General features: G+C 63.5%; 21 protein-coding genes. 16 read left to right on the top strand and 5 right to left on the bottom strand.

Translation table 11 applies throughout. The features are described 5' to 3' along the window. Positions 1–73 precede the first annotated feature (73 nt). Both pdxR and AC239G_RS08050 read left to right on the top strand, forming a co-directional pair. Positions 74–1468, top strand: a complete 1395-nt coding sequence (gene pdxR, locus AC239G_RS08045) for a MocR-like pyridoxine biosynthesis transcription factor PdxR (RefSeq protein ID WP_172169083.1) — start codon at positions 74–76, stop codon at positions 1466–1468. Beyond that, positions 1465–1854 (top strand): hypothetical protein, encoded by a 390-nt coding sequence (locus AC239G_RS08050; protein WP_172169086.1) that lies wholly within the window; start codon positions 1465–1467, stop codon positions 1852–1854. The genes pdxR and AC239G_RS08050 overlap by 4 nt, the downstream gene beginning before the upstream one ends. A gap of 180 nt (positions 1855–2034) precedes the next feature. Here AC239G_RS08050 and AC239G_RS08055 read toward each other — a convergent pair whose 3' ends face one another. The 3 genes from AC239G_RS08055 to AC239G_RS08065 form a co-directional block, all read right to left on the bottom strand. Next, the gene (locus AC239G_RS08055) at positions 2035–2679 is read right to left on the bottom strand and encodes a 4'-phosphopantetheinyl transferase family protein (RefSeq protein WP_446655689.1); all 645 of its coding nucleotides are present in this window, start codon (positions 2677–2679) and stop codon (positions 2035–2037) included. Between the two features lie 3 nt (positions 2680–2682). Further along, a complete protein-coding gene (locus tag AC239G_RS08060; RefSeq protein ID WP_139466917.1) occupies positions 2683–3141 on the bottom strand; it encodes a LapA family protein in 459 nt (152 codons plus the stop codon). 102 nt (positions 3142–3243) lie between these two features. After that, positions 3244–5472 carry an NADP-dependent isocitrate dehydrogenase gene (locus AC239G_RS08065; RefSeq protein ID WP_181270422.1) on the bottom strand — a complete coding sequence of 743 codons (2229 nt, stop codon included), beginning with the start codon at positions 5470–5472 and terminating at the stop codon, positions 3244–3246. Between the two features lie 157 nt (positions 5473–5629). On the opposite strand from AC239G_RS08065, the gene AC239G_RS08070 reads away from it, so the two are divergent. The 4 genes from AC239G_RS08070 (at position 5630) to AC239G_RS08085 (ending at position 9002) form a co-directional block, all read left to right on the top strand. Beyond that, entirely contained in the window at positions 5630–6271 is a 642-nt protein-coding gene (locus tag AC239G_RS08070; RefSeq protein ID WP_139907616.1) for a thymidine kinase, read from the top strand. A 96-nt stretch (positions 6272–6367) separates the two neighbouring features. Further along, positions 6368–7147, top strand: a complete 780-nt coding sequence (locus AC239G_RS08075; RefSeq protein WP_482401684.1) for an alpha/beta fold hydrolase — start codon at positions 6368–6370, stop codon at positions 7145–7147. 82 nt (positions 7148–7229) lie between these two features. Further along, on the top strand, positions 7230–8300 hold the full coding sequence (locus tag AC239G_RS08080) for an NADH:flavin oxidoreductase/NADH oxidase (protein ID WP_181270424.1): 1071 nt from the start codon (positions 7230–7232) through the stop codon (positions 8298–8300). Between the two features lie 48 nt (positions 8301–8348). Next, positions 8349–9002 carry an MBL fold metallo-hydrolase gene (locus AC239G_RS08085; RefSeq protein WP_487490052.1) on the top strand — a complete coding sequence of 218 codons (654 nt, stop codon included), beginning with the start codon at positions 8349–8351 and terminating at the stop codon, positions 9000–9002. Between the two features lie 2 nt (positions 9003–9004). Here AC239G_RS08085 and AC239G_RS08090 read toward each other — a convergent pair whose 3' ends face one another. After that, positions 9005–9589 carry a hypothetical protein gene (locus tag AC239G_RS08090; RefSeq protein WP_229663900.1) on the bottom strand — a complete coding sequence of 195 codons (585 nt, stop codon included), beginning with the start codon at positions 9587–9589 and terminating at the stop codon, positions 9005–9007. A 259-nt stretch (positions 9590–9848) separates the two neighbouring features. Here AC239G_RS08090 and AC239G_RS08095 point away from each other — a divergent pair, with 259 nt between their 5' ends. The 7 genes from AC239G_RS08095 to AC239G_RS08125 all read left to right on the top strand — a co-directional run bounded on the left by AC239G_RS08095 (position 9849) and on the right by AC239G_RS08125 (position 21451). Then, positions 9849–11654 (top strand): ABC transporter family substrate-binding protein, encoded by a 1806-nt coding sequence (locus AC239G_RS08095; protein WP_139466923.1) that lies wholly within the window; start codon positions 9849–9851, stop codon positions 11652–11654. 104 nt (positions 11655–11758) lie between these two features. Then, positions 11759–13303 carry an ABC transporter permease gene (locus AC239G_RS08100; protein WP_139907628.1) on the top strand — a complete coding sequence of 515 codons (1545 nt, stop codon included), beginning with the start codon at positions 11759–11761 and terminating at the stop codon, positions 13301–13303. Continuing rightward, positions 13300–14331 (top strand): ABC transporter permease, encoded by a 1032-nt coding sequence (locus AC239G_RS08105; RefSeq protein WP_139466925.1) that lies wholly within the window; start codon positions 13300–13302, stop codon positions 14329–14331. Before AC239G_RS08100 ends, AC239G_RS08105 begins: the two co-directional genes overlap by 4 nt. After that, positions 14331–16253: an ABC transporter ATP-binding protein gene (locus tag AC239G_RS08110; protein ID WP_487490053.1), complete on the top strand. Its 1923-nt coding sequence runs from the start codon at positions 14331–14333 to the stop codon at positions 16251–16253. Before AC239G_RS08105 ends, AC239G_RS08110 begins: the two co-directional genes overlap by 1 nt. A gap of 106 nt (positions 16254–16359) precedes the next feature. Then, positions 16360–18270: a translational GTPase TypA gene (typA, locus tag AC239G_RS08115; RefSeq protein ID WP_139466927.1), complete on the top strand. Its 1911-nt coding sequence runs from the start codon at positions 16360–16362 to the stop codon at positions 18268–18270. Between the two features lie 52 nt (positions 18271–18322). Next, the gene (locus tag AC239G_RS08120; protein ID WP_181270425.1) at positions 18323–19642 is read left to right on the top strand and encodes a PIG-L family deacetylase; all 1320 of its coding nucleotides are present in this window, start codon (positions 18323–18325) and stop codon (positions 19640–19642) included. A gap of 48 nt (positions 19643–19690) precedes the next feature. Further along, positions 19691–21451: a VanW family protein gene (locus tag AC239G_RS08125; protein ID WP_482401686.1), complete on the top strand. Its 1761-nt coding sequence runs from the start codon at positions 19691–19693 to the stop codon at positions 21449–21451. Positions 21452–21484: 33 nt separating this feature from the next. Here AC239G_RS08125 and AC239G_RS08130 read toward each other — a convergent pair whose 3' ends face one another. Continuing rightward, positions 21485–22570: a GNAT family N-acetyltransferase gene (locus tag AC239G_RS08130; protein ID WP_139907636.1), complete on the bottom strand. Its 1086-nt coding sequence runs from the start codon at positions 22568–22570 to the stop codon at positions 21485–21487. 190 nt (positions 22571–22760) lie between these two features. Here AC239G_RS08130 and fdxA point away from each other — a divergent pair, with 190 nt between their 5' ends. The 3 genes from fdxA to AC239G_RS08145 all read left to right on the top strand — a co-directional run bounded on the left by fdxA (position 22761) and on the right by AC239G_RS08145 (position 25730). Then, the gene (gene fdxA, locus AC239G_RS08135) at positions 22761–23087 is read left to right on the top strand and encodes a ferredoxin (RefSeq protein WP_025776980.1); all 327 of its coding nucleotides are present in this window, start codon (positions 22761–22763) and stop codon (positions 23085–23087) included. Between the two features lie 3 nt (positions 23088–23090). Beyond that, the gene (dapC, locus tag AC239G_RS08140; protein ID WP_172169106.1) at positions 23091–24212 is read left to right on the top strand and encodes a succinyldiaminopimelate transaminase; all 1122 of its coding nucleotides are present in this window, start codon (positions 23091–23093) and stop codon (positions 24210–24212) included. A gap of 234 nt (positions 24213–24446) precedes the next feature. Further along, positions 24447–25730 carry a citrate synthase gene (locus tag AC239G_RS08145; protein ID WP_101544913.1) on the top strand — a complete coding sequence of 428 codons (1284 nt, stop codon included), beginning with the start codon at positions 24447–24449 and terminating at the stop codon, positions 25728–25730. Positions 25731–26155 lie beyond the last annotated feature (425 nt).

The following is a 26155-nucleotide window of genomic DNA, read 5'->3' on the forward strand; positions in this document are numbered from 1 at the left end:
GTGGCTCATTGAGAGAGCCAGTAATATGCAAGTATTTTAGGCCAGATAGACGTGATCGCTCTATGATCGACTCATGGTCACGAAGTCACCGAACGGCACTCAGGCCGAGGGCATCGCTCTGCCGGTGAACGTCGACAAAGGTCTGTCGACTCCGCTGCCGGATCAGCTCACTCAGGAGCTGCGTCGTCTGATTTCGGAGGGGACTCTGCGGCCGGGGGATGCTGTGCCTTCGAGCCGTCGGTTGGCCAAGCATCTCGGAATCTCTCGCGGCAGTGTGGAGACCGCCTATGCGCAGCTTGCCGTGGAAGGATTCCTCATCGCCGCCGAGCGTTCGGCCACGCGGATCAATCCCGACCTGCCCGCCGCCTCGACGACGGTGCGTCCCAAGCGCCGAGTTCCGGACTCGCCGAGGCGGCGCCTGCGCAACTATGTCGACCTGCGCCCGGGGTTCGGCGGTGACGATCCTCTGCGCGAACCGGCCTTTCGTCGGGCCTGGAGGGAATCACTCGACCTCGACCCGGGCCCGATCGACCCCTTGGGCCAGCCCCGTGCCCGGTGGGCGATCGCCGACTATCTGCGGCTGACTCGTGGGATGGCCGTCGACCCCGACGAGATCATCCTCACCAGCGGGTCTCGCGATGGTCTGCGCCTGCTGCTGAGCCTCGGCGTCTCCGGATCCATCGCCGTGGAGAATCCCGGTTTCCCGGGTCTGCGCCAGGCGATGACCGACCAGCAGCTTGTGCCTCTGGACTTGGTCGGCTCCTCGCCGGCACGGGCCGATGTGGCTGCGGCCGTCGTGACACCGAATCACCAGTTCCCGCACGGAACACCGATGCCGGTCGACCAGCGTGCCCGCCTGCTGGACTGGGCAGCTCGAGGAAACGTCCTCATCGTCGAGGACGACTACGACAGTGAGGCCCGCTTCACCCGCACAGTGCTGCCGACCCTCTTCGACCTCGCATCATCGACCGGCAGCAGCGCGCAGGTCGTCCACATCGGCACCTTCTCTGCCCTGCTGACCTCGGCCGTATCGACCGGATACGTCATCGCTCGCGGACCGATCTCGGAGGAGCTCATGAGCCTGCGCGCGGCACTCGGGCCGGCCTACTCGCCGATTCTGCAGATGGCCATCGCCTCCTACCTCGGCTCCGGTGGGCTGCGTCGCCGCATCTCCCGGGGACGGCGGCGACTCCGGGCCGCCGAGGATGTCGTATCCGAGATCGGACCGATCCCCGGTCTCGTCCACGAGGGACGCACCCTCGTCATCGAAACGTCTCAGGCCCAGGCCGAAAGCCTCCTGAGGGAGCTAGCCGAGCGCGGCATCCTCGTCGCCTCGTTGGCTCGCGGCTGGACCGGTGGCGACGAGATTCGACACGGTCTGGTCATCGCCCATTCGAACGTCGAGGCCCCTGCGCTGCGGGAGGCCTTGGGGGCGGTGAAGTCCCTGTTGAGTAGGATTCAGTCATGAGGAATTCCGGATTTGCAGTCGACGGCATCATCAAGCTGCTGCTGGCCGTGCTCGGCTTCATCTTCATCGGCGGGCTCGAGGACTTCTTCCTCGCCCCACGCTGGTTGGTCGTCACCGCGCTGGTGCTGCTCTTCCTCAGCGCTGCCACCCAGATCTCCTATGCCGTGACCAAGGGGGAGAAACGCTACCTGAAGTTCCCGATGGTCTTCGACGCGCTTCTCATCGTCGCGGTCGTCGTCGGCCTCATCCTCGCCGCTGCGAGCAACCCTGCCGGCGCCTGGGTCCTCTTCGGATTGGTCGGAGTGGGCTCGTTGGGCATCGCCGTGGTCTTCACGACCGGCGAGAACGGCCCGTCGTTCAGCGAAGACGAGCCGCAGAACCCCTGACCGCTGTCGCACGCCGCCCTACGCCGATGAAGCGTTCCCGCACGGTGCTTTCCGTCGATCAAGCGTTCCCGCGCGCCGCTCTCCGTCGATCAAGCGTTGGCGCACTTGTGCGCCCGTCTACCGGCACGTATCTGCTGTAGGCCTTGATCGGCGCGCAGCTGACGTCGGCACGGCGTGCGCTCAGCGGTTGAAGGCGATGGCCGCGATATGGCCGTCGGGAATACCGGCCTCGAGATCGTGGATGTCGACATCGGGATGCGGTGAGTTCGGTTCCGGTCCGGCGCCGATGTAGTCGAGACCCGGATCGCGAGCCAGGCCCGTGCTCAGCGCCTTGAGAAAAGCTTCGGTGCGCGCCCACACACGGACGAAGCCGGCAGCGAAGTCGTCATCGGGAAGCGCTTCGAGTTCTGCCCGTTCTCTCTCATGGAGCAGCTGCATCGCCTCCAGTGCGACATCTCGCTCGGGGATCGCTTCGATGTCGAGTCCGACCGGGTCGTCGGAGACGGCGATGAGGACGAGGCGACGAGACCTCGAGACCGAGAACTCGCACTCGTCGTGACGTGGTTTGCCCGCCGAGTCGAGGCGGATCTCGATCGCGGCGGGGTCCTGACTCAGATGCGCTCCGAGCACATGGCGGAGGACGACCCGGCCGGCAGACCAGGTGGCGGCCGCCTCGGCGTCGAATTCCTTCGCATAGTTGCGTTCCTGCTCGGTGAGCACGGAATCGTCATCCCGCGCCCAGGCCGCTTCGGCCGAGGTATCGGCGAGGATGAGAGTGACGGGCAACTCGGTGGGCAGTTCGGTGAAGCTGGGGTGGTGCGCCATCGATCAGCGGCCCAGGGCCTTGTTGATCTTCTTCAGCTTGCGGTTGAGCACGAAGATCCGCACCGAACCGATGATTCCGGCGATGAGGATGCCGCCGATCGCAGCGAAGAGCATCGCCACGCCCAGGGGCAGTTCGAACTGCCAGCCGAAGTACTTGAACTCGGCCGGGACATTGTTCTGCAGAATGAAGATGAGCAGCAGGACGACGATGAGGGCGCCGAGGATGAGGGAGACCCACATTCCCGCGGACATTCCGGATCCGGCCTTCGTCGACGGCAGTTCACCGGTGTGTCCCGTCGGAGGCTGGGTCTGCTCATGCCTCTCCTGCGGGGACATCTCTCGGGTCTTGTCCACCGCAGCGGTCTCGCCCGTCGCGGGAGTATCGCTGCCGAGGACTGAATCGGTTTCGGCCAGGAGCTCTTCGGGCGTCTGCGAATCGCCACGCGGGTCTTGAGTACTCATGCGCCCCATCATAACTGCTGATGGGGCGCATAAGGCAGGTTTGCAGAAAGAGTCCCGGCAACCGCTGCCGGGACTCTTTCCTAAGGGGTGTCGATCAGTTGATCAGACGGTCTTGCTCAGCGAGGAGATGATCTCATTGAGCGTGGCCGAAGGCCGCATGGCGGCTTCGGTCTTCGCATCGTTCGGGTAGTAGTACCCACCCAGGTCGACCGGGCCGCCCTGAACCTCGAGGAGCTCGGCCACGATGGCGTCCTCCTTCTCAGCCAGTGCCTTCGCCACGGGGGCGATGGCCTCGGCCAGAGCTTCGTCCGCGGTCTGCTCGGCCAGCTGCTGCGCCCAGTACAGGGTGAGGTAGAAGTGGCTGCCGCGGTTGTCGATCTCGCCGACCTTGCGCGACGGCGACTTGTTCTCTTCGAGGAACTTGCCGGTCGCGGCGTCGAGGGTGTCGGCCAGCACTCCGGCCCGCTCGTTTCCGTGGACGTTGAACTCGTGGCGGAAGGACTCTGCCAGGGCGAGGAACTCACCGAGGGAGTCCCAGCGCAGGTGGTTCTCCTCGACGAGCTGCTGAACGTGCTTCGGAGCCGAGCCGCCGGCACCGGTCTCGAACAGCCCGCCGCCCGCGATGAGCGGAACGACGGAGAGCATCTTCGCCGAGGTGCCGAGCTCCAGGATCGGGAACAGGTCGGTGTTGTAGTCGCGGAGCACGTTGCCGGTCACCGAGATGGTGTCCTTGCCCTCACGGATGCGGTCGATGGAGAACTGAGTGGCCTCCACCGGGTTCATGATGCGGATGTCCAGGCCCTCGGTGTCGTGGTCCTTGAGGTATTCCTCGACCTTCGACGTGATGTTGCGGTCGTGGGCGCGGGTCTCGTCGAGCCAGAACACGGCCGGAGTCTCGGACAGGCGGGCACGGGTGACGGCGAGCTTGACCCAGTCGCGCACTGGGATGTCCTTCGTCTGGCAGGCACGCCAGATGTCACCGGCAGCGACCTCGTGGCTCATCAGCACATCGCCGGTGGAGTTGACGACCTCGACGGTTCCGGCCTCCGGGATCTCGAAGGTCTTGTCGTGGCTGCCGTACTCTTCGGCCTTCTGCGCCATGAGACCGACGTTGGGCACGGTGCCCATGGTCCGCGGGTCGAAGGCGCCCTTGGCCTGGCAGTCCTCGATGACGGTCTGGTAGACGCCGGCGTAGGAGGAGTCGGGGATGACGGCCAGGGTGTCCTGGGTCTGGTCATCCTTGTTCCACATCTTGCCGCCGACGCGGATCATCGCCGGCATAGAGGCATCGACGATGACGTCGGAGGGCACGTGGAGGTTCGTGATGCCCTTGTGCGAGTTGACCATGGCCAGGTCGGGCCCGTCGGCCAGACCCTTCTCGATTCCGGCTTTGACTCCGGCAGCCGCCTCGGCAGGCAGGGTGTCGAGCCCGGCGAGGATGGCGGCCAGTCCGTTGTCGGAGGTCAGTCCCGCCTCGGCGAGGACGTCACCGTACTCGGCGAAGACGTCGGGGAAGAAGGCTTCGATGACCTTGCCGAAGAGGATGGGGTCGGAGACCTTCATCATCGTGGCCTTGAGGTGGACGGAGAAGAGGACGCCGTCGGCCTTGGCCGCGGCGATCTGGTCCTTGACGAATTCGTCGAGGGCGGCGGCGTTCATCTTCGTCGAATCGACGATCTCGCCGGCCAGAACGGGCAGGGACTCCTTGAGGACCTTCGTCTCTCCCGCAGCGGTGCGCAGGCGGATCGACAGGGTGTCATCGGCCTCGATGATCACGGACTTCTCGTTGTCGCGGAAGTCGTCCGAGCCCATGGTGGCGACGCGGGTCTTCGAGTCCTTGGACCATTCGCCCATCGAATGCGGGTGGGCCTTGGCGAAGTTCTTCACTGCCTGCGGAGCGCGACGGTCGGAGTTGCCCTCCCGCAGCACCGGGTTGACGGCCGAACCCTTGACCTTGTCGTAGCGTGCCCGAACGTCCTTCTCCTCATCGGTCGAAGGCTCTTCCGGGTAGGCGGGCAGGTCGTAGCCCTGGGACTGCAGTTCGGAGATCGTCGCCTTCAGCTGCGGGACGGACGCCGAGATGTTGGGCAGCTTGATGATGTTGGCATCGGGGGTCTTGGCGAGATCGCCCAGCTCCGCGAGTGCGTCGCCGACCTGCTGTTCCTCAGGCAGACGGTCGTTGAACTGGGCCAGCACGCGTGCGGCGAGAGAGATGTCCCTGGTCTCAACCTCGACACCGGCCGACGTGGCGAAGGCTTCGATGATCGGCTTGAGCGAATACGTCGCCAGAAGCGGCGCTTCATCCGTGCGCGTGTAAATGATTTTAGCCATAGTTAAGGACCACTCCGCATCTTCTTGGGGTTTATCGCCCTCCATCCTACCTTCTGGGCCATTTCGGTAGGCGGCCCCGGCCGATGATGGTGCTCACATCCCCAGGTGGCACCCGGTAGTCTTCTGTGTCGGCACGGACAACAGAAAGAGGACGACAGTGGCCAAACTCTACTTCCGGTACGGGGCGATGAATTCCGGCAAGTCGACCGCTCTTCTGCAAGCGGCCTTCAACTACGAGGAACGCGGCCAGCGCGTTCTGCTGGCCAAGCCGCTGATCGACACCAAAGGCGCATCGCAGATCGTGTCCCGATTGGGCGTCACCCGTGAGGTCGACTTCGTCATCCCCGCCGACGGTGACGTGGAGCGGATCTATGCCGAACATGCCGACTACGTCGACCACGATGCCCTCATCGAATCCATCGACGCCCCGAAGATCCCGGTCGCGTGCCTGCTCATCGACGAAGCGCAGTTCCTCAGCCCCGTCCAAGTGGATTCGCTCATGCGGATCGCCACCACCGCCTCGGTGCCGGTGATGTGCTACGGAATCCGCACAGACTTCCAGACGAAGGCATTCCCCGGTTCAGCGCGACTGCTCGAGATCGCCCACACCCTCGAGGAACTCAAGACGATCTGCCGCTGCGGCCGCAAGGCGATGTTCAACGGCCGCCTCGTCGACGGACAGTTCATCTTCGACGGCGATCAGGTCGCCATCGACGGCAATTCCGTGACCTATGAGTCACTGTGCCCGAGCTGTTATCTCGAGTACTCCGGCGGTAGGCTGTCAACGACAGACTCCTGACCGATCCCGACACAGCTTCCCCGTCGAATCCAGCTCATCGACGACCGTCGTATCCAGTCGAAATCCGTTCGCACTTTCAGTTCTCAAGGAGCCTCCATGCGCATCGCCGTTCGTGCCTTCAACGACAATCCCGGTTCTCCCGTCCTCGTCTTCGGCAACGCTTTGGGCACTCGGATGCCTTTGTGGACCTCCGTGGCCGCGCGTCTGGCCGACGATTTCCAGATCTATCTCACCGACCTTCCCGGACATACCCTTCCCGCCGGCGATTCCCTCGCCGAGGCGTCCGCCCCGCTGACAGTCGAAGCGCTGGCTTCCGGTGTCGTCGAGTCCCTCGCCGAGCTCGGGGTGGAGTCCTTCATCTACTGCGGAGTCTCGATCTCCGGCGGCGTCGGTCTGACCCTGGCGCTCAACCACCCCGATTCGCTGGCCGGACTCGTCGCCTGTGCGACGGCCGAGAAGTTCGGCACTCCGGAATCCTGGGACGAACGCATCGGCGAAGTCCGCGCCGACGGCACCAAGGGACTTGTCGATGACACCGCCGATCGGTGGTTCGCCGCCGGGTTCCTCGGCGAGGACATCGCCACCGGCCACCTCATCCTGTCCGACCTCGCCCTGGTCGATGACGAGGCGTACATCGCGGCCGCCTCGGCGCTGAAGACCTACGATCTGAGTGGGAAGCTCGGCTCGATCGCCACCCCGACGCTCGTCATCGCCGGCGCCCAGGATTCCGGCTGCACTCCCGAAGCGATGTCGGAGATGGCCGAACAGATCGAAGGTTCGCACTTCGCCACGATCCCGGACTCCGCTCACCTGCCGATGGTCGAACACCCTGAGATCGTCGTCGATCACATCCAGGAGTTCTGCGGCCAGCTCTAGAGAGGAGCGGACCGCGGCATCTTCGCCGTTCCGGTATTCGGGACCGGTGTCTGAGTCCGAGCGGAACTGGCAGACTGATGTCATGACTGAGCTGTTCGAACCGCTGACACTGCGCGGAACCGAGATCCCCAATCGCATCTGGCTGGCACCGATGTGCCAGTATTCCTGCGAAGCCGAAGACGGAATGCCCGGCCCCTGGCATCTCGTCCACCTCGGTGCCCGGGCGCAGGGCGGATTCGGGCTCATCCTCACCGAAGCCTCCGCAGTCGTCCCCGAAGGTCGAATCTCACCACAGGACGCCGGAATCTGGAACGACGACCAGGCAGAGTCATGGTCGGCCGTCGTCGACTTCGTCCACTCCCAGGGCAGCATCATCGGCATTCAGCTCGCCCATGCCGGCCGCAAGGCCAGCACCTATCGTCCTTTCACCGGTGAACCGAAGGGCAGCGTCCCCGAGTCCGAGGGCGGATGGCCGACGTTCGGCGCCAGCTCCATCGCCTATCCGCAGCTGGCCGAGCCCGTGGAGATGACGAAGGACGACATCGCCGAGGTGGTCGCCGCCTTCGCGGCCGCTGCCCGACGTTCGATCGATGCCGGGTTCGACCTCGTCGAGCTCCACGCAGCCCACGGCTATCTGCTCCATTCCTTCCTGTCCCCGCTGTCGAACCAGCGCAGCGACGAATACGGCGGCGATCTCGCCGGTCGGTCCCGACTGCTCCACGAGGTCTATGCGGCCGTCCGCGCCGAGGTCGGTGAGGACGTGCCGGTGTTCGTACGCATCTCGGCCAGCGAATGGACCGACGGCGGATTCGACATCGCCGAAGCCGCCGATGTCAGCCGTGCGCTGTCGGAGGCTGGAGTCGACCTCATCGACGTCTCCTCGGGCGGCAACTATCCGGTGCGGATCCCCATCGGTCCCGGTTACCAGGTGTCGCTGGCCGCGGCGATCCGCGCCGAGGGCGTGCCGACCGGAGCCGTCGGACTCATCACCGATCCGAAGCAGGCCGAGACCATCCTCAGCACGGGACAGGCCGATGCGATCTTCATGGCCCGAGCAGCCCTGCGCGAACCTTCCTGGCCGCAGCGGGCCGCCCATGTCCTCGGAGCCGAACCCGGACCCTACCCTCCGCAGTACACCCGCGGAGCCTGGTGACCTGTCCCTGAACCTCGGAAGCATCAGCACAGATTGAGGAGTTTGGAAATGCACACGATCGAAACCGAGCACGTCATCATCCGCTCTATCGCGGTCTCCGAGATGGCGAACAACGTCTATCTGCTCACCGCCAAAGAGACCGGCTCCCAGGTGCTCATCGACGCCGCCGACGACGCCGAGGCGATCACCGAGCTCATCGACTCGGGAGCCCAGGACACCGACGCGGAACCCATGCTGCGAGCGATCATCACCACACACCAGCACTGGGATCATATTCGGGCACTGCCGGCCACCTCGGCGAACTATCCGGAGGCGATGACGATCGCCGGTGCCGCGGACGCGGCCGCCATCACCGAGGCGGAAGGCGTGGAGATCGCGCACTCTGTCGATCACCGCGATGTCGGGGACTTCGGCGGATTCGTCCTCCAAGCCATCGCACTGCGCGGGCACACTCCCGGCTCGATCGCACTGCTTCTGCGCGACGGCGGTCAGACGATCCTGTTCTCCGGTGACTCGCTGTTTCCGGGCGGGCCGGGCAAGACCTGGTCGGCGGAGGACTTCACCTCACTCATGGACGACCTCGAGGAGCGGGTATTCGGCGAACTTCCGGACGAGACTCTCGTCCTGCCCGGACACGGGGACTCGACCACCCTGGGCGAGGAACGTCCGAAACTGGGGGAGTGGCGCGAACGCGGCTGGTGACCTCAGCTCGGCAGTGCCGCGAAGCCGAAGAGCGCCCAGACGATGGCGAGGAGACCCACGGCGATGATGCCGATGTTCCATCTCGTCTCGATGACACGCTGCCCACCGGGGTTGGCGAGTTCTGCGTCGCTGAGCGACGAATAGCGCTCGAGCACTGTGTCGACGGCCGGGCTCGGATTCTCGACGAGCCGGCGCATATCGTGCTCGTCCTTCTCCCACTTCTTGCCCTTGCCGGCCAGCGGCCATGAGGCGAACTTCTTCTCATGGGTGCGCACGCTCAGACCGAAGTGGGTCTCGAAGCCGTCGACGAGGTTCCACGGGATCGTCACGGTCTGCAGCGGATTGACCAAGATGAGCTGCTGTCTGTGCAGCTCGACGCGGGGGAACCGGTAGAAGACGAAGACCAAGGTGCCGACGGCCAGAGGGATGCCTGCGGCGGCCAGACCGCGCAGCGTGAAATCGCCGAAGAGGATTGAGAGCACGCCCAAGGCGCAGAGCCCGCCGACGATGAAGAACAGGGCCGTCGAACTCGTCGTCCGCACGACGGTCGGCTCGGTCTCATTGCGATCTATCTCACTGTCAGCCACCTGATCATCCTATCCATTGAGACTGAACAAAAGTTGTCTGTTCCCTTGGTTTCGAAACGGTAACGATTCCGAAATTTGCTCATTATGTGGACTCCGTCACAGTCGCCGGTGAATTAACTTTGTTGCAATCCATGTGAAAAACATGAACGCGGTCACATGCGCTTCGGTCTCTGCCGAAATGCTTCACGTGACCGGAATGCACTCCGGCTTTGGGGTGCAAGAACGAGGGTGACTCGCCCTAGAACAACAAGGAGAGAACGTGAACAAGCGCTTCCTCGCGGCTGGTGCCTCTGTGGCTGCCGCTGCAATGGTGCTCACCGCCTGCACACCCCCTGGCGGAGGCGATGACGACGAAGCATCGAAGGACACCGCCATCAATATCGGTTGGAACGAATCGTTCCGGTCGATGAATACGCTGACCGCCAACGGCAATGCAACCTCGAACGCCATTCTCACCTACATGATGAATGACAACTTCGGGTACTACGATGGTGACCTCGAAGTTCAGGACGGAGCCCTCGGCAAGGTCGAACAGGTTTCCGAAGACCCGCTCAAGGTCAAGTACACATTCAATGATGATGCCAAGTGGTCCGACGGCACCCCCGTCGACGCCGCCGACCTGGCGCTGACCTGGGCCGGCACCTCGGCGAACTTCAACACCGTCGAAGCCAACAACAACGACGACGGAACGGTGAAGAAGAACGACGCGAAGACCGTCTACTTCGATTCCTCGACCGCCGGTTCGGCTCTGATCAAGAAGTTCCCCGAGATCTCCGACGACGGCAAGGAGATCACCCTCGAATACTCCAAGCCCTTCGCCGACTGGCAGACCGAATTCGGCACTGGTGCCGACGGCGTCGGTGTGCCCGCTCATATCGTGGCGAAGAAGGCTCTCGGGATCGACGATGCCGAGAAGGGCAAGGAGGCCATCCTCAAGGCCATCAAGGACAAGGACACCGAGAAGCTGTCGAAGATCTCGAACACCTGGAACACCGGGTTCGACTTCACTTCGATGCCGAAGGACGAGGACCTGCTGGTCCACAACGGTCCGTACAAGATGACGAAGTTCGAGGAGGGACAGTATGTCACCCTCGAGCTCGACGACAAGTACACCGGTCCGGTGAAGCCGAAGGTCAAGACAGTCACGGTCCGCTACAACGGCGACCCGATGGCGATGATCCAGGCGATCGAGAACGGTGAGGTCGATATGACTCAGCCGCAGGCGACCGCTGACGTCCTCTCCGCCGCCGAGAAGATCGACGGAGTCAATGTCGATGCCGCCGATGGTGCGACGTATGAGCACGTCGACTTCACCTTCGACAACAAGGGTCCCTTCGATCCTGCTGCCAACGGCGGCGACGAGGAGAAGGCGAAGAAGGTCCGTCAGGCGTTCCTCAAGGCTCTGCCGCGTGAGGACATCGTCGAGAAGATCATCAAGCCCCTCAACGACAAAGCCGTCACCCGTGATTCGTACTCGCAGGTGCCGGGCTCGCCGATGTACGACGCGATCACCAAGGTCAACGGCGTCGCCGATGCCGCAGATGGTGACGTCGAGGCCGCGAAGAAGCTGCTCAAGGAAGCCGGAGTGGACTCCCCGACCGTGCGTGTCATGTACGACAACACGAACTCGCGTCGTCAGCAGGAGTTTCAGCTGATCAAGGAATCGGCTGAGAAAGCCGGCTTCAAGATCAAGGACGTCGGAGATGTCAACTGGGGCACCCGCCTCGGTGACGGCACCTACGATGTTTCGCTGTTCGGTTGGCAGTCCGAGGGCACCGGCGTGTCCGAGAACGATGCCAACTTCCGCTACGGTGCGCAGAACAACTACGGCGGCTACAAGAGCGAGAAGATGAACAAGATCCTCGACAAGCTTCTCGTGTCCAAGGAAGAGGAGCAGCAGGATCTCCTCATCGACATGGAGAAGCAGCTGACCGAAGATGCCTTCGGTGCGCCGATCTTCCAGTTCCCCGAACTGACGATCTACCGTGACAGCGTGAAGAACGTGAAGTCGACCGCTGTGTCGCCGACGATGTTCTGGAACTACTGGGAGTGGGAAGTCAACTGATCCGCGACTGACGCGATCGGTTCTTCTCCACTCAAGCCTTCTGTGGGGATCACTGTGTGGTCCCCACAGCGGCGTTTTCGGAAGATTGAAACGGAACTCCCATCATGATCAGATTCATCCTCCGACGATTGCTGTCGACAGCGCTCGTGCTCCTCGTCGTCACCTTCGTCCTCTACCTGCTCCTCAACGTCGCGCTCGACTTCTTCTGGGACCTGCGCGCGAGCACATCACCGAACATCGAAGCTCTCTACGAGTCGCGTCGACGTCTCCTCGACCTCGACACTCCGGCCATCGTCCGTTATTTCAAGTGGTTGGCAGGAGTCGGCGGCTGCGCCATCGGCCAATGTGACTTCGGCATCGCCTGGAAGTCGGGTCAGGAAGTCACCGAACAGCTGCAGGGCGCGATCGTCAACACGATCAAGCTCATCACCGCCTCGACGATCGTGGCCATCATCCTCGGCATCGCCGTCGGCATGATCTCGGCCATCCGCCAGTACTCGGGCTTCGACTACTTCATCACCTTCGTCTCGTTCCTCCTCTACTCGCTGCCCGTCTTCTGGGTGGCGGTGCTGCTCAAGCAGTACGGAGCGATCGACATCAACAACTTCATCAACGATCCGACCTTGGAATCCTGGTGGCCGATCATCATCGGCTGTGTGGCCATGGGGCTGTTCTGGATGGGTGCGCTCGGCGGCAGCGCGAAGCGTCGCGTGATCACCTTCGTCGCCGCAGCGGTCATCACCTTCGGCACCATCTACTACATCCTCGCCAGCGGCTGGATGCAGCACCCGACGATCGGCCTCCTCGGCGTGGTCGTCATCGGCGCCGGTGCGGCCATCGTCATGACGTACCTGTCGACGGGCCTGAAGAACCGCCGCGTGCTCTATGCCACACTCATCACGGTGGCCGTCGGCGCGCTGCTCTACTGGCCGCTGATGAACCTCTTCTACTACGTCGACATGAACTGGCTGTGGATGTTCGGGCTCTTCATCGTTGCGATCGCCGTCGCCGTCGGCATCGGTCTGGCATTCCGAGGCCCGGATCCCTGGGATACCGCGCGCACGACGAGCTTCACGGCCATCATCGTGGCAGTGCTCATCTTCGCCGACCGTGTGCTGCAGGGCTGGCAGGAGTATTCGGACGACCCGGCCATCAACAATCGTCCGATCGCGACGATCGGTGCATCGGCGCCGAATATCGACGGCGACTTCTGGATCACGAACCTCGACTCGTTCACTCACCTGCTGCTGCCGTCGATCGCTCTCGTCCTCATCTCCTTCGCCTCGTACACCCGCTATACCCGCGGTTCGATGCTCGAGGTCCTGGGCCAGGACTACATCCGCACGGCACGAGCCAAAGGTCTCAACGAACGTACGGTGATCATGCGGCACGCTATGCGCAATGCGCTGCTGCCATTGGCCTCGGTCGTTCCCGTCGACATCATCACAATGATCGGCGGTGCCGTCATCACGGAGACGATCTTCGGCTGGAACGGCATGGGCAAGCTCTTCATCGATTCGCTGAGACAGGCAGAGCTCGACCCGGTCATGGCCTACATCCTGATCACAGGCCTGCTCGCTATCATCGCCAACCTGGTCGCGGACTTCCTCTATGCCGTCCTCGACCCGAGAATCCGAGTGAACGCATGAGTACTGACAACGACAAACAGAACGCTCTCGCCCTCGACGAAGTCGGGGACAATGCGATCGAGTCGAAGGAAACCGAAGGTCTTTCCCAGGGCAAGATCGTCCTGCGCAAATTCCTCCGTCACAAAGGCGCGATGATCTCCATCGTCGTCCTTGTGCTCGTGGCCATCTTCGCCTTCAGCGCACAGGGATTTGCGGGAATCCCCGGTTGGTGGAAGTTCAGTCATACGGCGTCCGGGCCCGTGGTCAACCCCGGCGGAGCCCCGACCTGGTCGTTTGCGAACTTCTTCTCACTCGGTGATCATCCCTTCGGTCAGGATGAGATCGGTCGTGACAACTTCTCCCGAGTGATGAAAGGGACACAGATCTCTCTCGTCGTCATGTTCATCATCGGCATCGTCTGCCTGATCATCGGCACGGTCGTCGGTGCTGTTGCGGGCTACTACCGCGGTTGGGTCGATTCGGTGCTCATGCGCATCACCGACGGTTTCGTCATCCTGCCGGTCATCGTGGTCGGATCGATCCTCGGTGTGCTCGTCGGCGGAGCGAACGGCCCGCTGCTCGGTGTGGCGCTGGGCTGCATCCTCTGGGTGGGTCTTGCACGTCTCGTCCGCGGAGACTTCATGTCGCTGCGCGAACGGGAGTTCGTCGATTCGGCGCGCGTGGCCGGGGCCAGCGATTTCCGGATCATGTTCAAGCACATGCTGCCCAATGCCATGGGCGTCATCATCGTCAACACGACGCTGATCATGAGTCAGGCGATCGTGCTCGAAGCCTCGCTGAGCTACCTCGGCTTCGGCATCAAACCGCCCGGCATCTCGTTGGGACAGCTCATCAGTGAATACCAGACCTCCTTCGCCACTCGTCCGTGGCTGTTCTGGTGGCCCGGCTTGTTCATCATCGTCATCGCTCTGTGTGTGAACTTCATCGGCGACGGTCTGCGCGACGCGTTCGACCCGCGGATGAAGACCATCCCGAGTTGGAGGAAGATGAAGAAGGCCGAGCGCATGGCACAGAAAGAGGCGAAGTGATGGCTGAGAAGAAAGCAGAGGCCCAGCCGAAGACGGGCTCCCCGATCCTCGAGGTCAATGACCTCGGAGTCCAGTTCTGGGTCAGCGACGAATGGTGGATGGCCGCCGAACACCTCGACTACACGGTCAATGCCGGCGAGGTTCTTGCGATCGTCGGCGAGTCCGGCTCCGGAAAGTCGCAGTCGAGCATGTCACTGCTCGGCCTCCTGCCGAGCAACGGCCGTGCGACCGGCTCAGCGAAGCTCAATGGGCGCGAACTCATCGGCATGCCTCCGGAGAAGATGCAGGCCGTGCGCGGCAACGACATCTCCGTGATCTTCCAGGAGCCGATGACTGCGCTCAACCCGGTCTACACCGCGGGGTACCAGATCGTGGAGACGCTGCGCGTCCACCTTGACATCGGTCCCAGTGAGGCGAAGCAACGGGCGCTCGAGCTCATGCGGCTGGTGGAGATCCCTGATCCGGAGGATCGGTTCCATTCGTTCCCGCATCAGCTCTCCGGCGGTCAGCGTCAGCGCATCATGATCGCGCAGGCTCTGGCCTGTCAGCCGAAGCTGCTCATCGCCGATGAGCCGACCACGGCGCTCGACGTCACGGTGCAGGCCGAGATCCTCAAGCTCATGCGCGAACTGAAGTCGAAGCTCGATGCGGGCATCATCCTCATCACGCACGATATGGGCGTGGTGGCGGATATGGCCGATCGCATCATCGTCATGCGCGCCGGCAAGGTGGTCGAATCGGGTACCGCGGAGGAGATCTTCTACAACCCGCAGCATCCGTATACGAAGCAGCTCCTCGAGGCTGTTCCCCACCTCGGTGAGGGTACCGACAGCGAAGCATTCGGCGGCAGCATCGACGATGTCGAGGCCTCGCTGTCCGATATCACTTCCGATCAGGCCTCGCACGCCGATGACCCGGTCGGCGCACCGGACTCCGCCGTAGGTGGCGACGGTCTCTCCGAGGCCGGGGCTGCCGATATGGCCGTGGCCGAGGCTCGCGCTCAGGTGACCGCGCAGGACCGTCCCGATGTCGAGATGGACTCCACGGAGACGTACTACCATCCAGGTTCGCAGGCGGACTTCTCGAAGCCCTCTGCTCTGCAGCTGCGTGACGCCGCGATCGAGTACCCCGCAATCGGACGGAAGAAGGCCTTCCGCGCCGCTCATCACATCAATCTCATGATCGCCCCCGGCGAAGTCGTGGGCCTGGTGGGGGAGTCGGGGTCGGGCAAGACCACGATCGGGCGCGCCGCTCTCGGGCTGCTGCCCACCGTTGAAGGCGACATGGTCGTCAACGGCACGAGCATCAAGGGCCTGAGCAATAAGCAGATGAGGCCCCTGCGCAAGGAAGTCGGGATCGTGTTCCAGGATCCCGGTTCCTCGCTCAACCCGCGACTGCCGGTCGGAGAGTCGATCGGTGAGCCGCTCTACCTCCACGAGGGGATGAAAGGGCCGGAGCTGAGCAAGCGGGTCGAGGAGCTGCTGACCGCGGTCGAACTGCCGACTTCTATGCGCAACCGCTATCCGCATGAGCTCTCCGGAGGTCAGCGTCAGCGCATCGGCATCGCCCGTGCCCTGACCCTGCGCCCGAAGCTGCTCATCGCCGATGAGCCGACCTCGGCCCTCGACGTGTCCGTGCAGGCGAAGGTCCTCGACCTGTTCGAAGGCCTGCAGAAGGAATACGGCTTCGCGTGTCTGTTCATCAGCCACGACCTGGCCGTGGTCGAGCGCATCGCCGAGCGCATCGCGGTGATGCGCCACGGCTACCTCGTCGAGATCGGCAAGTCCTCACAGGTCGTGTCGAACCCCGTCCACCCGTACACACAGCGTCTGCTGTCTGCGGTTCCCGTTCCGGATCCGCAGGAGCAGCGCAAGCGTCGGGAGGCCAGGGACGCGGTTCTCGAGGCCACGATGAACGCCTGAGTCCGCCCAAGCTGACGGCCACCTGCACGCGAGAGCGTGCGGGTGGCCGTATAATTGTCTGTTGGGTCCGGGCTGGACCGATCTCTCTATCTCAAAAAGGTTCTTGATGACTGAAGCCATCACACGACGGGAAAACCGCCGAAACGTAGCAATCGTCGCACACGTCGACCACGGCAAGACCACGCTGGTCGACGCCATGCTCCGGCAGACCGGTGTGTTCAGCGAACACGGCGACTTCGCCGAACGCGTCATGGATTCAGGCGACCTCGAACGTGAGAAGGGCATCACTATTCTCGCGAAGAACACCTCCGTCCTCTACAACGGTCCCTCGGCCGGCGAGGACCCCATCGTCATCAACGTCATCGACACCCCCGGGCACGCCGACTTCGGTGGTGAGGTCGAGCGCGGACTGTCCATGGTCGACGGCGTCGTCCTCCTCGTCGACGCATCGGAAGGTCCGCTGCCGCAGACCCGCTTCGTCCTGCGCAAGACGCTGGCCGCGAAGCTGCCCGTCATCCTCGTGATCAACAAGACCGACCGTGCCGATGCCCGCATCGACGGAGTCGTCGAGGAAGCTCAGGACCTGCTCCTGGGTCTGGCCTCCGACCTCGCCGACGAAGTCCCCGACCTCGACGTCGACTCCGTCCTCGATGTGCCCGTCGTCTTCGCCGCCGCGAAGGCAGGTGCCGCCTCCCTCGAACAGCCCGCCGATGGAGCGGTCCCGGACAACCCCGACCTCGAACCGCTGTTCAAGACCATTCTCGAGACGATCCCGGCACCGGAGATCAACTCCGACGGCATCCTCCAGGCACATGTCACGAACCTCGACGCCTCGCCGTTCCTCGGCCGTCTGGCTCTGCTGCGCATCTTCGGCGGCACGTTGAAGAAGGGCCAGCAGGTCGCGTGGGCCCGCGGTGACGAGATCAGCTCGGTGAAGATCACCGAACTGCTCGAGACCCAGGGTCTCGACCGGGTGCCCGCCACGGAGGCCTCGGCCGGTGACATCGTCGCCGTCGCCGGCATTCCCGACATCATGATCGGTGACACGCTCACCGACATCAACAATCCGAAGCCGATGCCGGCGATCGTCATCGACGATCCGGCGATCTCGATGACCGTGGGTATCAACACCTCCCCGTTGGCCGGCCGTGAGAAGAACACGAAGGTCACCGCCCGCATGGTCAAGGACCGCCTCGACCAGGAGCTCGTCGGCAACGTCTCGCTCAAGGTCGTCCCGACCGAACGCCCCGACGCCTGGGAGGTCCAGGGTCGCGGTGAGCTGGCTCTGGCCATCCTCGTCGAGCAGATGCGCCGTGAAGGATTCGAACTCACGGTCGGCAAGCCTCAGGTTGTGACCAAACAGGTCGACGGCAAGGTCCATGAGCCCTTCGAAGAGCTCACGGTCGATGTGCCGGAGGACTACCTCGGCGCCGTGACCCAGCTGCTGGCTGCCCGCAAGGGTGTCATGTCGACCATGACGAACCACGGCACCGGCTGGGTGCGGATGGAGTTCAAGGTCCCCGCTCGCGGCCTCATCGGATTCCGCACTCGGTTCCTCACCGAGACCCGCGGCACCGGTATCGCGAACACGATCTCGGCCGGATACGGACCGTGGGCCGGCAATATCGAGTTCCGCATCAACGGATCTCTCGTGGCCGACCGCGCGGGAACAGTGACCCCGTACGCGATGATCAACCTGCAGGACCGCGGTACCTTCTTCGTCGAACCGACCTCCGAGGTCTACGAGGGCCAGATCGTGGGCGAGAACTCGCGCGCCGACGATATGGACGTCAACATCACGAAGGAGAAGAAGCTGACGAACATGCGTTCGGCTTCTGCCGACAGCTTCGAGAACCTCACTCCGCCGCGCAAGCTGACCCTCGAGGAGAGCCTCGAGTTCGCTCGTGAGGACGAGTGCGTCGAGGTCACCCCGGGTGCCATCCGCATCCGCAAGGTCGAACTCGATCAGAAGGAACGCGCAAAGCTCTACGCGAAGATGCGCCGCCAGAACGCCTGAGCCGGATTCCTTGATCCGGCAGCACCGAATGACCTCGAGCACCCAGGAACCAATGACTGTTACGCCACGCGTCCTCCTCGTGCACGCTCATCCCGACGATGAGACGATCACGACGGGCGGCACGATCGCCGAATTGGTCTCCGAGGGTGCCGAGGTCATGGTGCTCACAGCCACCCGCGGTGAGGGCGGCGAGGTCATCCCCGCAGAGCTGAAGCAGCTCGAGGGCGACCGGGCCGGTCTCGCCCGGGTCCGGGAGCAGGAGATCGCCGAGGCGATGCGTGCTCTCGGCGTGCGTATGCACACCTTCCTCGGCGGGACCACGCGCACCTTTGAGGATTCGGGAATGGAATGGGGACCGGACGGTCACGCTCGACCCGCGGCATCGATGACCGACAACGCTCTGAGCGCAGCCGACATCACGACCGTGGCCAGACACATCGCCGCCGTCATCGACGCCTTCGAACCGCATGCGATCATCACCTACGCCGCCAACGGGGGCTATGGTCACCCCGACCACGTGCGGGTGCACGAGGCCACGACCGCGGCAATCGACTTCGCCGAATGGCGGACCGGTCGACTGCTCTACGTCGACACCCCCACCGAGGTGGCCCGCCATTCGTTCGACCCGCACCAGGCAGGCTTCGCAGACACCGGATTCGCCCCCGCCGAGACGATCCCGGCCAAACCGCCTGTCGGTCAGATCGTCATCGACCAGGACGTCAGCGCGGTGCTGCCGGCGAAACGGGCAGCGTTGGAAGCCCACCGTACGCAGGTGAGTGTGTCAGGCGGTTTCTTCGCTCTGTCCAACGGTGTCGGCCAGAAGATCGGCGACCGCGAATACTTCTCGATCGGAGCCGGAGCGCCGATCCCGTCCGAGATCCTCAACGCCGGATCGGCCCCGCACGTGCTCACCGGCCTCGATGTCGCAGTGGTCGAAGCTCAGGAGAATACAGCGGTTCAGCCCCTGCGACGGCGACGCGCACCGCGGAAGCCGGGAATCTTCGCCTACCTCCACTCCGCTGTGCTCGGACTGCTCATCGCCTTCCTCGGCACCATGCAGCACCTCAACGTCACGGTGGTCAACCTCGGCGAGACCCCGATCATCCTGCCGTGGGGACTCGTGCTGGCCCTGGCTCTGGCCGCGGCGGGACTGTGGCACCTGAAAACGATGTATCGCAGCAGCGCCCCGATGCTGGTCGCCGCCGTGATCATCGCCGTACTGTCCTTCGTCTTCGGTCAGCCGAAGTGGCTGCCCGGCGCCGATATGATCGTCACCGGACTGCTGCGTTCAGTTGTGTGGCTGCTCGGACCGATGGTCCTGGCTGCCGTCTTCTCCTTCATCAACGTGCGCGGGCACGATCGCACTCGATAGACTCGTGCGAACCGCACCGAATCAGTCGTTATCGACACCCTCGGGAGAATGATGCCGACCAATACCCTGTCCGATGGAACCTCGAACGCAGGCGGGCCCGACCCGTCCGGCAGCGCTGTCCGGAAGAAGTCGGTCTGGCCCTTCATCCTCGTGGCCGTCGTCGTGCTGGCCGCCATCTATGTGGTGATCGGCTTCTTCAGCGGTCGTATGCTCGCACCGGGGACGACCGTGGCCGGAATCGACATCGGCGGCAAGTCCGCGACAGACGCCGAGAATACACTGCGCAACGACCTGCGCGATGACGCGGAGAAGGACATCGTCTTGAAGGCCGGAGAACCGACGGCGAAGCTCGACCCGGAGAAGGCCGGAATCACCTTCGACGCGGAAGCGACAGTCGAGCGCATCACCGGCTTCAGCCTCGACCCCACCGTCATCTGGGACCGCCTGTTCGGTGAGGACGAAGTCGATCCCGTCATCGAGGTCGACGAGGAGAAGTTCGACAAGGAAACCGCGAAGGTCACGGAATCCCTGGCCGTGGATCCCAAAGACGCCGAACTCGAGTTCGACAAGACCACACCGAAGGTCAAGGACGGCAAGAACGGCCAGACCGTCGAGACCGCCGCCGTGCGCACCGCCGTCGACGATCATTGGCTGCGCACCGAGGATGCTCTCCCGGTCATTCCGACGAACGTCGATCCCGATATCACCACGTCCGAAGCCGAGGACATGGCCGACGGATTCGCGAAAGACGCCGTGAGCAAGGACCTCACGATCACGGCGAAGCCCGGGAAGGATGCGGATTCGAAGGTCAAGGGCGGTGACCTCACCGTGTCTCCGAAGACCGTCGCGAAGACTCTGACGTTCAAGGCCGAGGACTCGAAGCTCAAGCCTGTCTTCGATCAGGAGGCTTTGCAGAAGTCCGTGCTGGCCGCGAACAAGGACATCGGGCGACCGGCCGAAGACGCGAGTTTCGAGATCAAGGACGGCAAGCCCGAGGTCGTGCCCTCCCGCGATGGAATCGGGATCAAGGCCAAGGAGCTGACCGGCGCGGTCACCGATGCCATCAACGGCAAGGAGGACAAGCCCACGGTCACTCTGGCCTCGGTCAAACCCGAGTTCACGACGAAGGACGCGAAGAAGGCCGATGTCTCCGACACCGTGTCACACTTCTCCACCGGCTACAGCTCCGAACCCAACCGCGATACGAACCTGCGAGTGGCTGCGAAGAGGGTCTCCGGCACCGTTCTCAAACCCGGTGAGCAGTTCTCCCTCAATGAAGCTCTGGGCCAGCGCACCGCCGCAAACGGCTACAAACCTGCCGGCGTGATCTCCGAAGGGCAGATGAAGGAAGACTACGGCGGCGGCGTCTCGCAGGTGTCGACGACCCTGTTCAATGCGGCGTTCTTCGCCGGCTTCGAACTCGACGAACACCAGGCGCATTCGCGCTATATCTCCCGCTACCCGGAGGGCCGCGAGTCGACCCTCGACTGGTCGTCGATCGATATGAAGTTCACGAACAACTCGAAGACTCCGGTCGTCCTCGACATGTACCTCAAAGACGGAGAGGTCCACGCGAAGGTCTTCGGCGTCAAGAAGTACGATGTGTCGGCCGACGCCTCGGACCGGTTCAACCACACGTCACCGGGGTCGGTCACCGAAAGCGGGCCTTCTTGCTCCCCGCAGTCGCCGAAGGGCGGCTGGTCGATCCGGATCACCCGGACCATGAAAGACATCGCTTCGGGTAAGACCACGAAGGACGGCTTCACCACGGTCTACCGGCCGGTGAACAAGGTCGAGTGCAAGGGCTGAGCCCTCCCCGCTGGATTCCGGCCGGCTGACCGGTCAGCGTGCTTCGGCGTACCAGGACCGGTGACGCACTGCGGCTCCGAGAGAGGCGAAGAGGCCCAGTGATGCCTCATTGCTCGACTCGACGTCGACGAGGTAGGACCTGACCCCGCGCTGAGCGAGCAGTGCTGCCGCGGCTGCGGCCACCGAACGTCCGGCACCGCGTCTGCGCAGATCGGGACGGGTGATGAGGTTGGTGATGACACCCCATTTGCTGCGCTCGACCACCCTGCAGGCCGCCACCATAGTCCGGGACCCATCGGGATGCTCGGCGTAGGCGGTGACGAACTCACACGGCTGATCGGCTTCGATGAGCGTCTTGAACGCCTCAGCTGAACCCGGTTCCTCACCGGGGTTGCGCTGCGACGTCCATGCGGCGAAATGCTCGGAGGTCGGGGCATCGGAGACGTCGACGATCAGTCCGGCCGCGGCCGCCTCGGCGGGGGAGGATGCACCGCCGGCTGCCTCTGCCGTGGCGCCTGTGAGCAGAAGTGTGGCCTCGGAAGGGGTGTAGCCGCGAGCCGAGAGCAGGGGAGCGAGCCCCTCACATTCGGGTGCCAGCGTCGAGGAATCGTCAGCGGAATAGATCTGGACGCGGCTCGGCCTGCCTCGGGTCCGATACCACTCCTCGACGGCATCGAGTCCCTGTTCCCACCCGAGTCCGGTGTCGGTCACCGGCAGGCAGGAATTGGCGCGCCGGGTCGCTGATTCCGAATGCCGCAGCAGCCAGCCCTTCTGCAGCAGGCTGACCTCGGCGGCCGCCTCGGTGCCTTCGTTGCGCAGATTCTCCACGTGCAGCCAGGACACGTCGTGAGGAAGCCAGGCGGCGGCCGAGATGCGCCGCAGATCCACGGCGGAGACGATCTCATGCGTGCGCCCGGCCTTCGTCGGAGCCGGGGGCACCTCGTGGACGAGGAGGATCTGGGCGCGAGCGATGCGCAGGGGACCGCGCTTCGTATCGATCTCGAGCCCCGCCTCGTCGACGGCTGTGACGACGCCGAGGGCATCCGACGTCGAATGGGTGTCACCGGGTGCGAGCGAATACCGCACGACCACTCGTCTGCCGGGCTGCAGATCGTCCACTTCTGGCCTTCCTCCGCGAAATTGATGCCCTCCCACCCTATGACACGCGCGCCCCGGTCGGGTGCAGGCGTGGTCAGGGATGTCAGATGCAATGCGAATCACTTGAGACCGGTGGTCACGGGAATCGGGCGAAGGCGTATTGTGGGATGTATATGCGCACCATCTGTGAGTCTTTCGAGGAGTCAGCCCAGTGACGTACATCATTGCCCAGCCCTGTGTCGACCTCAAGGACAAGGCCTGCATCGACGAATGCCCCGTCGACTGCATCTACGAGGGCGAACGCAGCCTGTACATCCACCCCGACGAATGCGTCGACTGCGGTGCGTGCGAACCGGTGTGCCCCGTCGAGGCCATCTTCTATGAGGACGATGTGCCCGATGAGTGGGAAGAGTACTACAAGGCCAATGTCGAATTCTTCGACGACCTCGGTTCGCCCGGCGGTGCCGCGAAGCTCGGCAACACCGGCAAGGACCATCCGATCATCTCCGCCCTGCCGCCGCAGAACCACGACGACTGACCGATGACGAACGCCTTCGGACTCAACCTCCCGGACTACCCCTGGGACCGTCTCACGGAATACCGCAACCGGGCCGCCGAGCATCCCGACGGAGTGTGTGACCTCTCCATCGGCACTCCGGTCGACCCCACCCCCGAGGTGATCCGGCGTGCGCTGTCGGACGCAGGGGATGCGCACGGCTACCCGACGACTGCCGGAACCGCACAGCTTCGTGAAGCCATCGCCTGGTGGTACGAGAACTGGCACTCGGTTCAGCTCGATCCCGCCACGGAGATCCTGCCGACTGTGGGCTCGAAGGAGCTCGTAGCCTGGCTGCCGACCCTGTTGGGACTGCGCGAGCGAGGACTGGCCGTCGCCTGTCCCTCCGCTGCCTACCCGACCTACGAGATGGGTGCGACGATCGCTGGCGTCGAATGCCGCCGTCTCGACGCCGCGCAGATCGTCGACGGCGAGTCATTGGACGGTGTCGGTCTGCTGTGGATCAACACGCCGAGCAACCCGACCGGTGAGGTCCTCGACGTCGACACCATCGCCGAGGTGGTTCGCCGTGCTCGTGCCGCCGGAGTCGTCGTCGCATCGGACGAATGCTACGGACTGCTCAATTGGGAATCCGATGAGCCGGCGCCGAGCGTACTTGCAGCCGCGGGGGAGTCGAATGCCGGTGTGCTGAGTGTGTACTCGATGTCGAAGCAGTCGAACCTCGCCGGCTACCGCGCGGCGTTCGTCGCCGGTGACGCCGAGCTCATCTCCGATCTCACCCGCTCACGCAAGCACGCGGGAATGATCGTGCCGTTCCCGATTCAGGAAGCCATGGTCGCCGGACTCCGCGACACCGAACACGTGCTGGCGCAGAAGGAGACCTACCGGTCACGACGCGAGCAGCTGCGAACTGGTCTCGAAGAGTACGGATTCCGCATCGACCATTCGACTGCCGGTCTCTACCTGTGGTCGACCGCGGACAAGAACTGCTGGGAGTCCCTGGCTGACCTTGCCGAACTCGGCATCGTGGCGGGTCCCGGAGAGTTCTACGGAGCGGCGGCTGCCGACCATGTGCGGATTGCGCTGACCGCCACCGACGAACGCATTCGAGCCGCGGCCGAGCGTCTTCGGGCCGCCGCGAGATGATTACGAGGGCGGGGCACGGTGCGAGGAAGTCGACGGTTTCCGAGCGTCCGCTAAGTTCCTGCTAAGACTTCATGCAGGGCGAAAAACTGTTATCTGCCCTGGTCAGACGTATTACCAGCCAGTAAATGAAGCGTGCAGTGATTTTCTGATTCCCGCAGTTGTCGGTAGTCTTTGAAAGAACTGTGCAAAACACCTCAGGAAGTTCTTGGGGTCGGTCAACGGTGAGGAGATCGAATGACTTCGGAGGCGAACCTCAGGATCGCTGATACGGAGCTGACACTGCCCGAGGTGTCAGCAACAGCGGGCAACAACGGATACCGTATCGGTTCTCTGCTCAAAGAGACCGGCGCGGTCACATACGATCCAGGGTTTGCCAACACTGCAACCACCTCGTCGTCCATCACCTACATCGATGGTGACAACGGTGAGCTGCAGTACCGCGGTTACCCGATCGAACAGCTCGCGGAACAGTCGAACTTCGTCGAAGTCTGCTACCTCCTCATCTACGGTGAGTTGCCGACTCAGGAACAGTACGATGCCTTCGACGCTCGCCTGCGCGGACACACCATCGTCCACGAGGACCTGCGGCGCTTCTTCCGAGCGTTCCCGTACGACGCTCATCCGATGCCTATGGTTGCAGCTGCCGTCGCGGCTTTGTCGACGTTCTACCAAGACGACCTCGATGTCTTTGACGAAGACCAGATCGACACCTCGTCGTTCCGTCTGCTCGCGAAGATGCCGACCATCGCGGCACTTGCGCATCGGAAGAACATGGGCCTGCCGGTCATCCACCCGGATAACTCGCTGAGCCTCGTGGAGAACTTCCTGCGAGTGAACTTCGGCGTTCCCGCTGAGGAATACGAACCGGATCCGCTGGCGGTCAAGGCCATGGATCAGCTGTTCATCCTCCACGCCGATCACGAGCAGAACTGCTCGACCTCGACGGTTCGCCTCGTCGGCTCGTCGCAGGCCAACGTGTTCCAGTCGATCTCGGCCGGCGTCAACGCCCTGGCCGGACCGCTGCACGGCGGCGCGAACTCCGCAGTGCTCGAGATGCTCGAGCAGATCGCGGCCTCCGATGACGGACCGAAGAAGTTCATGGAACGCGTGAAGAACAAGGAAGACGGCGTCCGTCTCATGGGCTTCGGTCACCGCGTGTACAAGAACTACGATCCGCGCGCGAAGATCATCAAGAAGACGGCTGACGAGGTTCTCGCGCGGTCCGGCGGCGACCCGCTGCTCGAACTGGCTCAGCAGCTCGAAGAGATCGCGCTGGCCGACGACTACTTCGTCGAGCGCAAGCTCTACCCGAACGTCGACTTCTACACGGGCCTCATCTACAAGGCTCTCGGATTCCCGACGAATATGTTCACCGTGCTCTTCTCGGTCGGTCGCCTGCCCGGCTGGATCGCCCAGTGGCGCGAGATGATCAAGGACCCCGAGACGAAGATCGGCCGTCCCCGACAGATCTACACGGGCGAATACAACCGGAACTACAAGGACATCAGCGAACGCTGAGTCCCAGCGGACGCAACGGCGTCGGAGCAGATTCGTCTGCCCGGCGCCGTTGTGCATTCACCTGCCCGGCACAGTCGTAACTGCCCAGGTCCGTCCCGCGCCGCTGCCCTTTCCCCCGCACCGGCTGCGCTGTTCCGCGCTGCCCTTTTCACAGGTGCATTTCTCCGGCAGGCCTCCCGTCGCCAACATGTCCTCAGCGTGGGCCTTCGTTCGCCATCCCGCACCGGTAGTGCCACTATGCGCCGGTGGTGGCTTCTCCTACACGTGCTTGGGCATGCGTCACCGTTGGTGCCACAACCCCCTGTAGGAACGGGGCGTTATGGCACGCGCGAGATGTTTTGCCTCAAGCGGAGTGATTTGCGACGAGCCATGGTGGATGCACGCTCGCAGGCGAGGCAGATGCGTGCGTGTTCGCTAGGACTGCA

This window comes from Brevibacterium sp. Lmc1, from assembly GCF_057654315.1.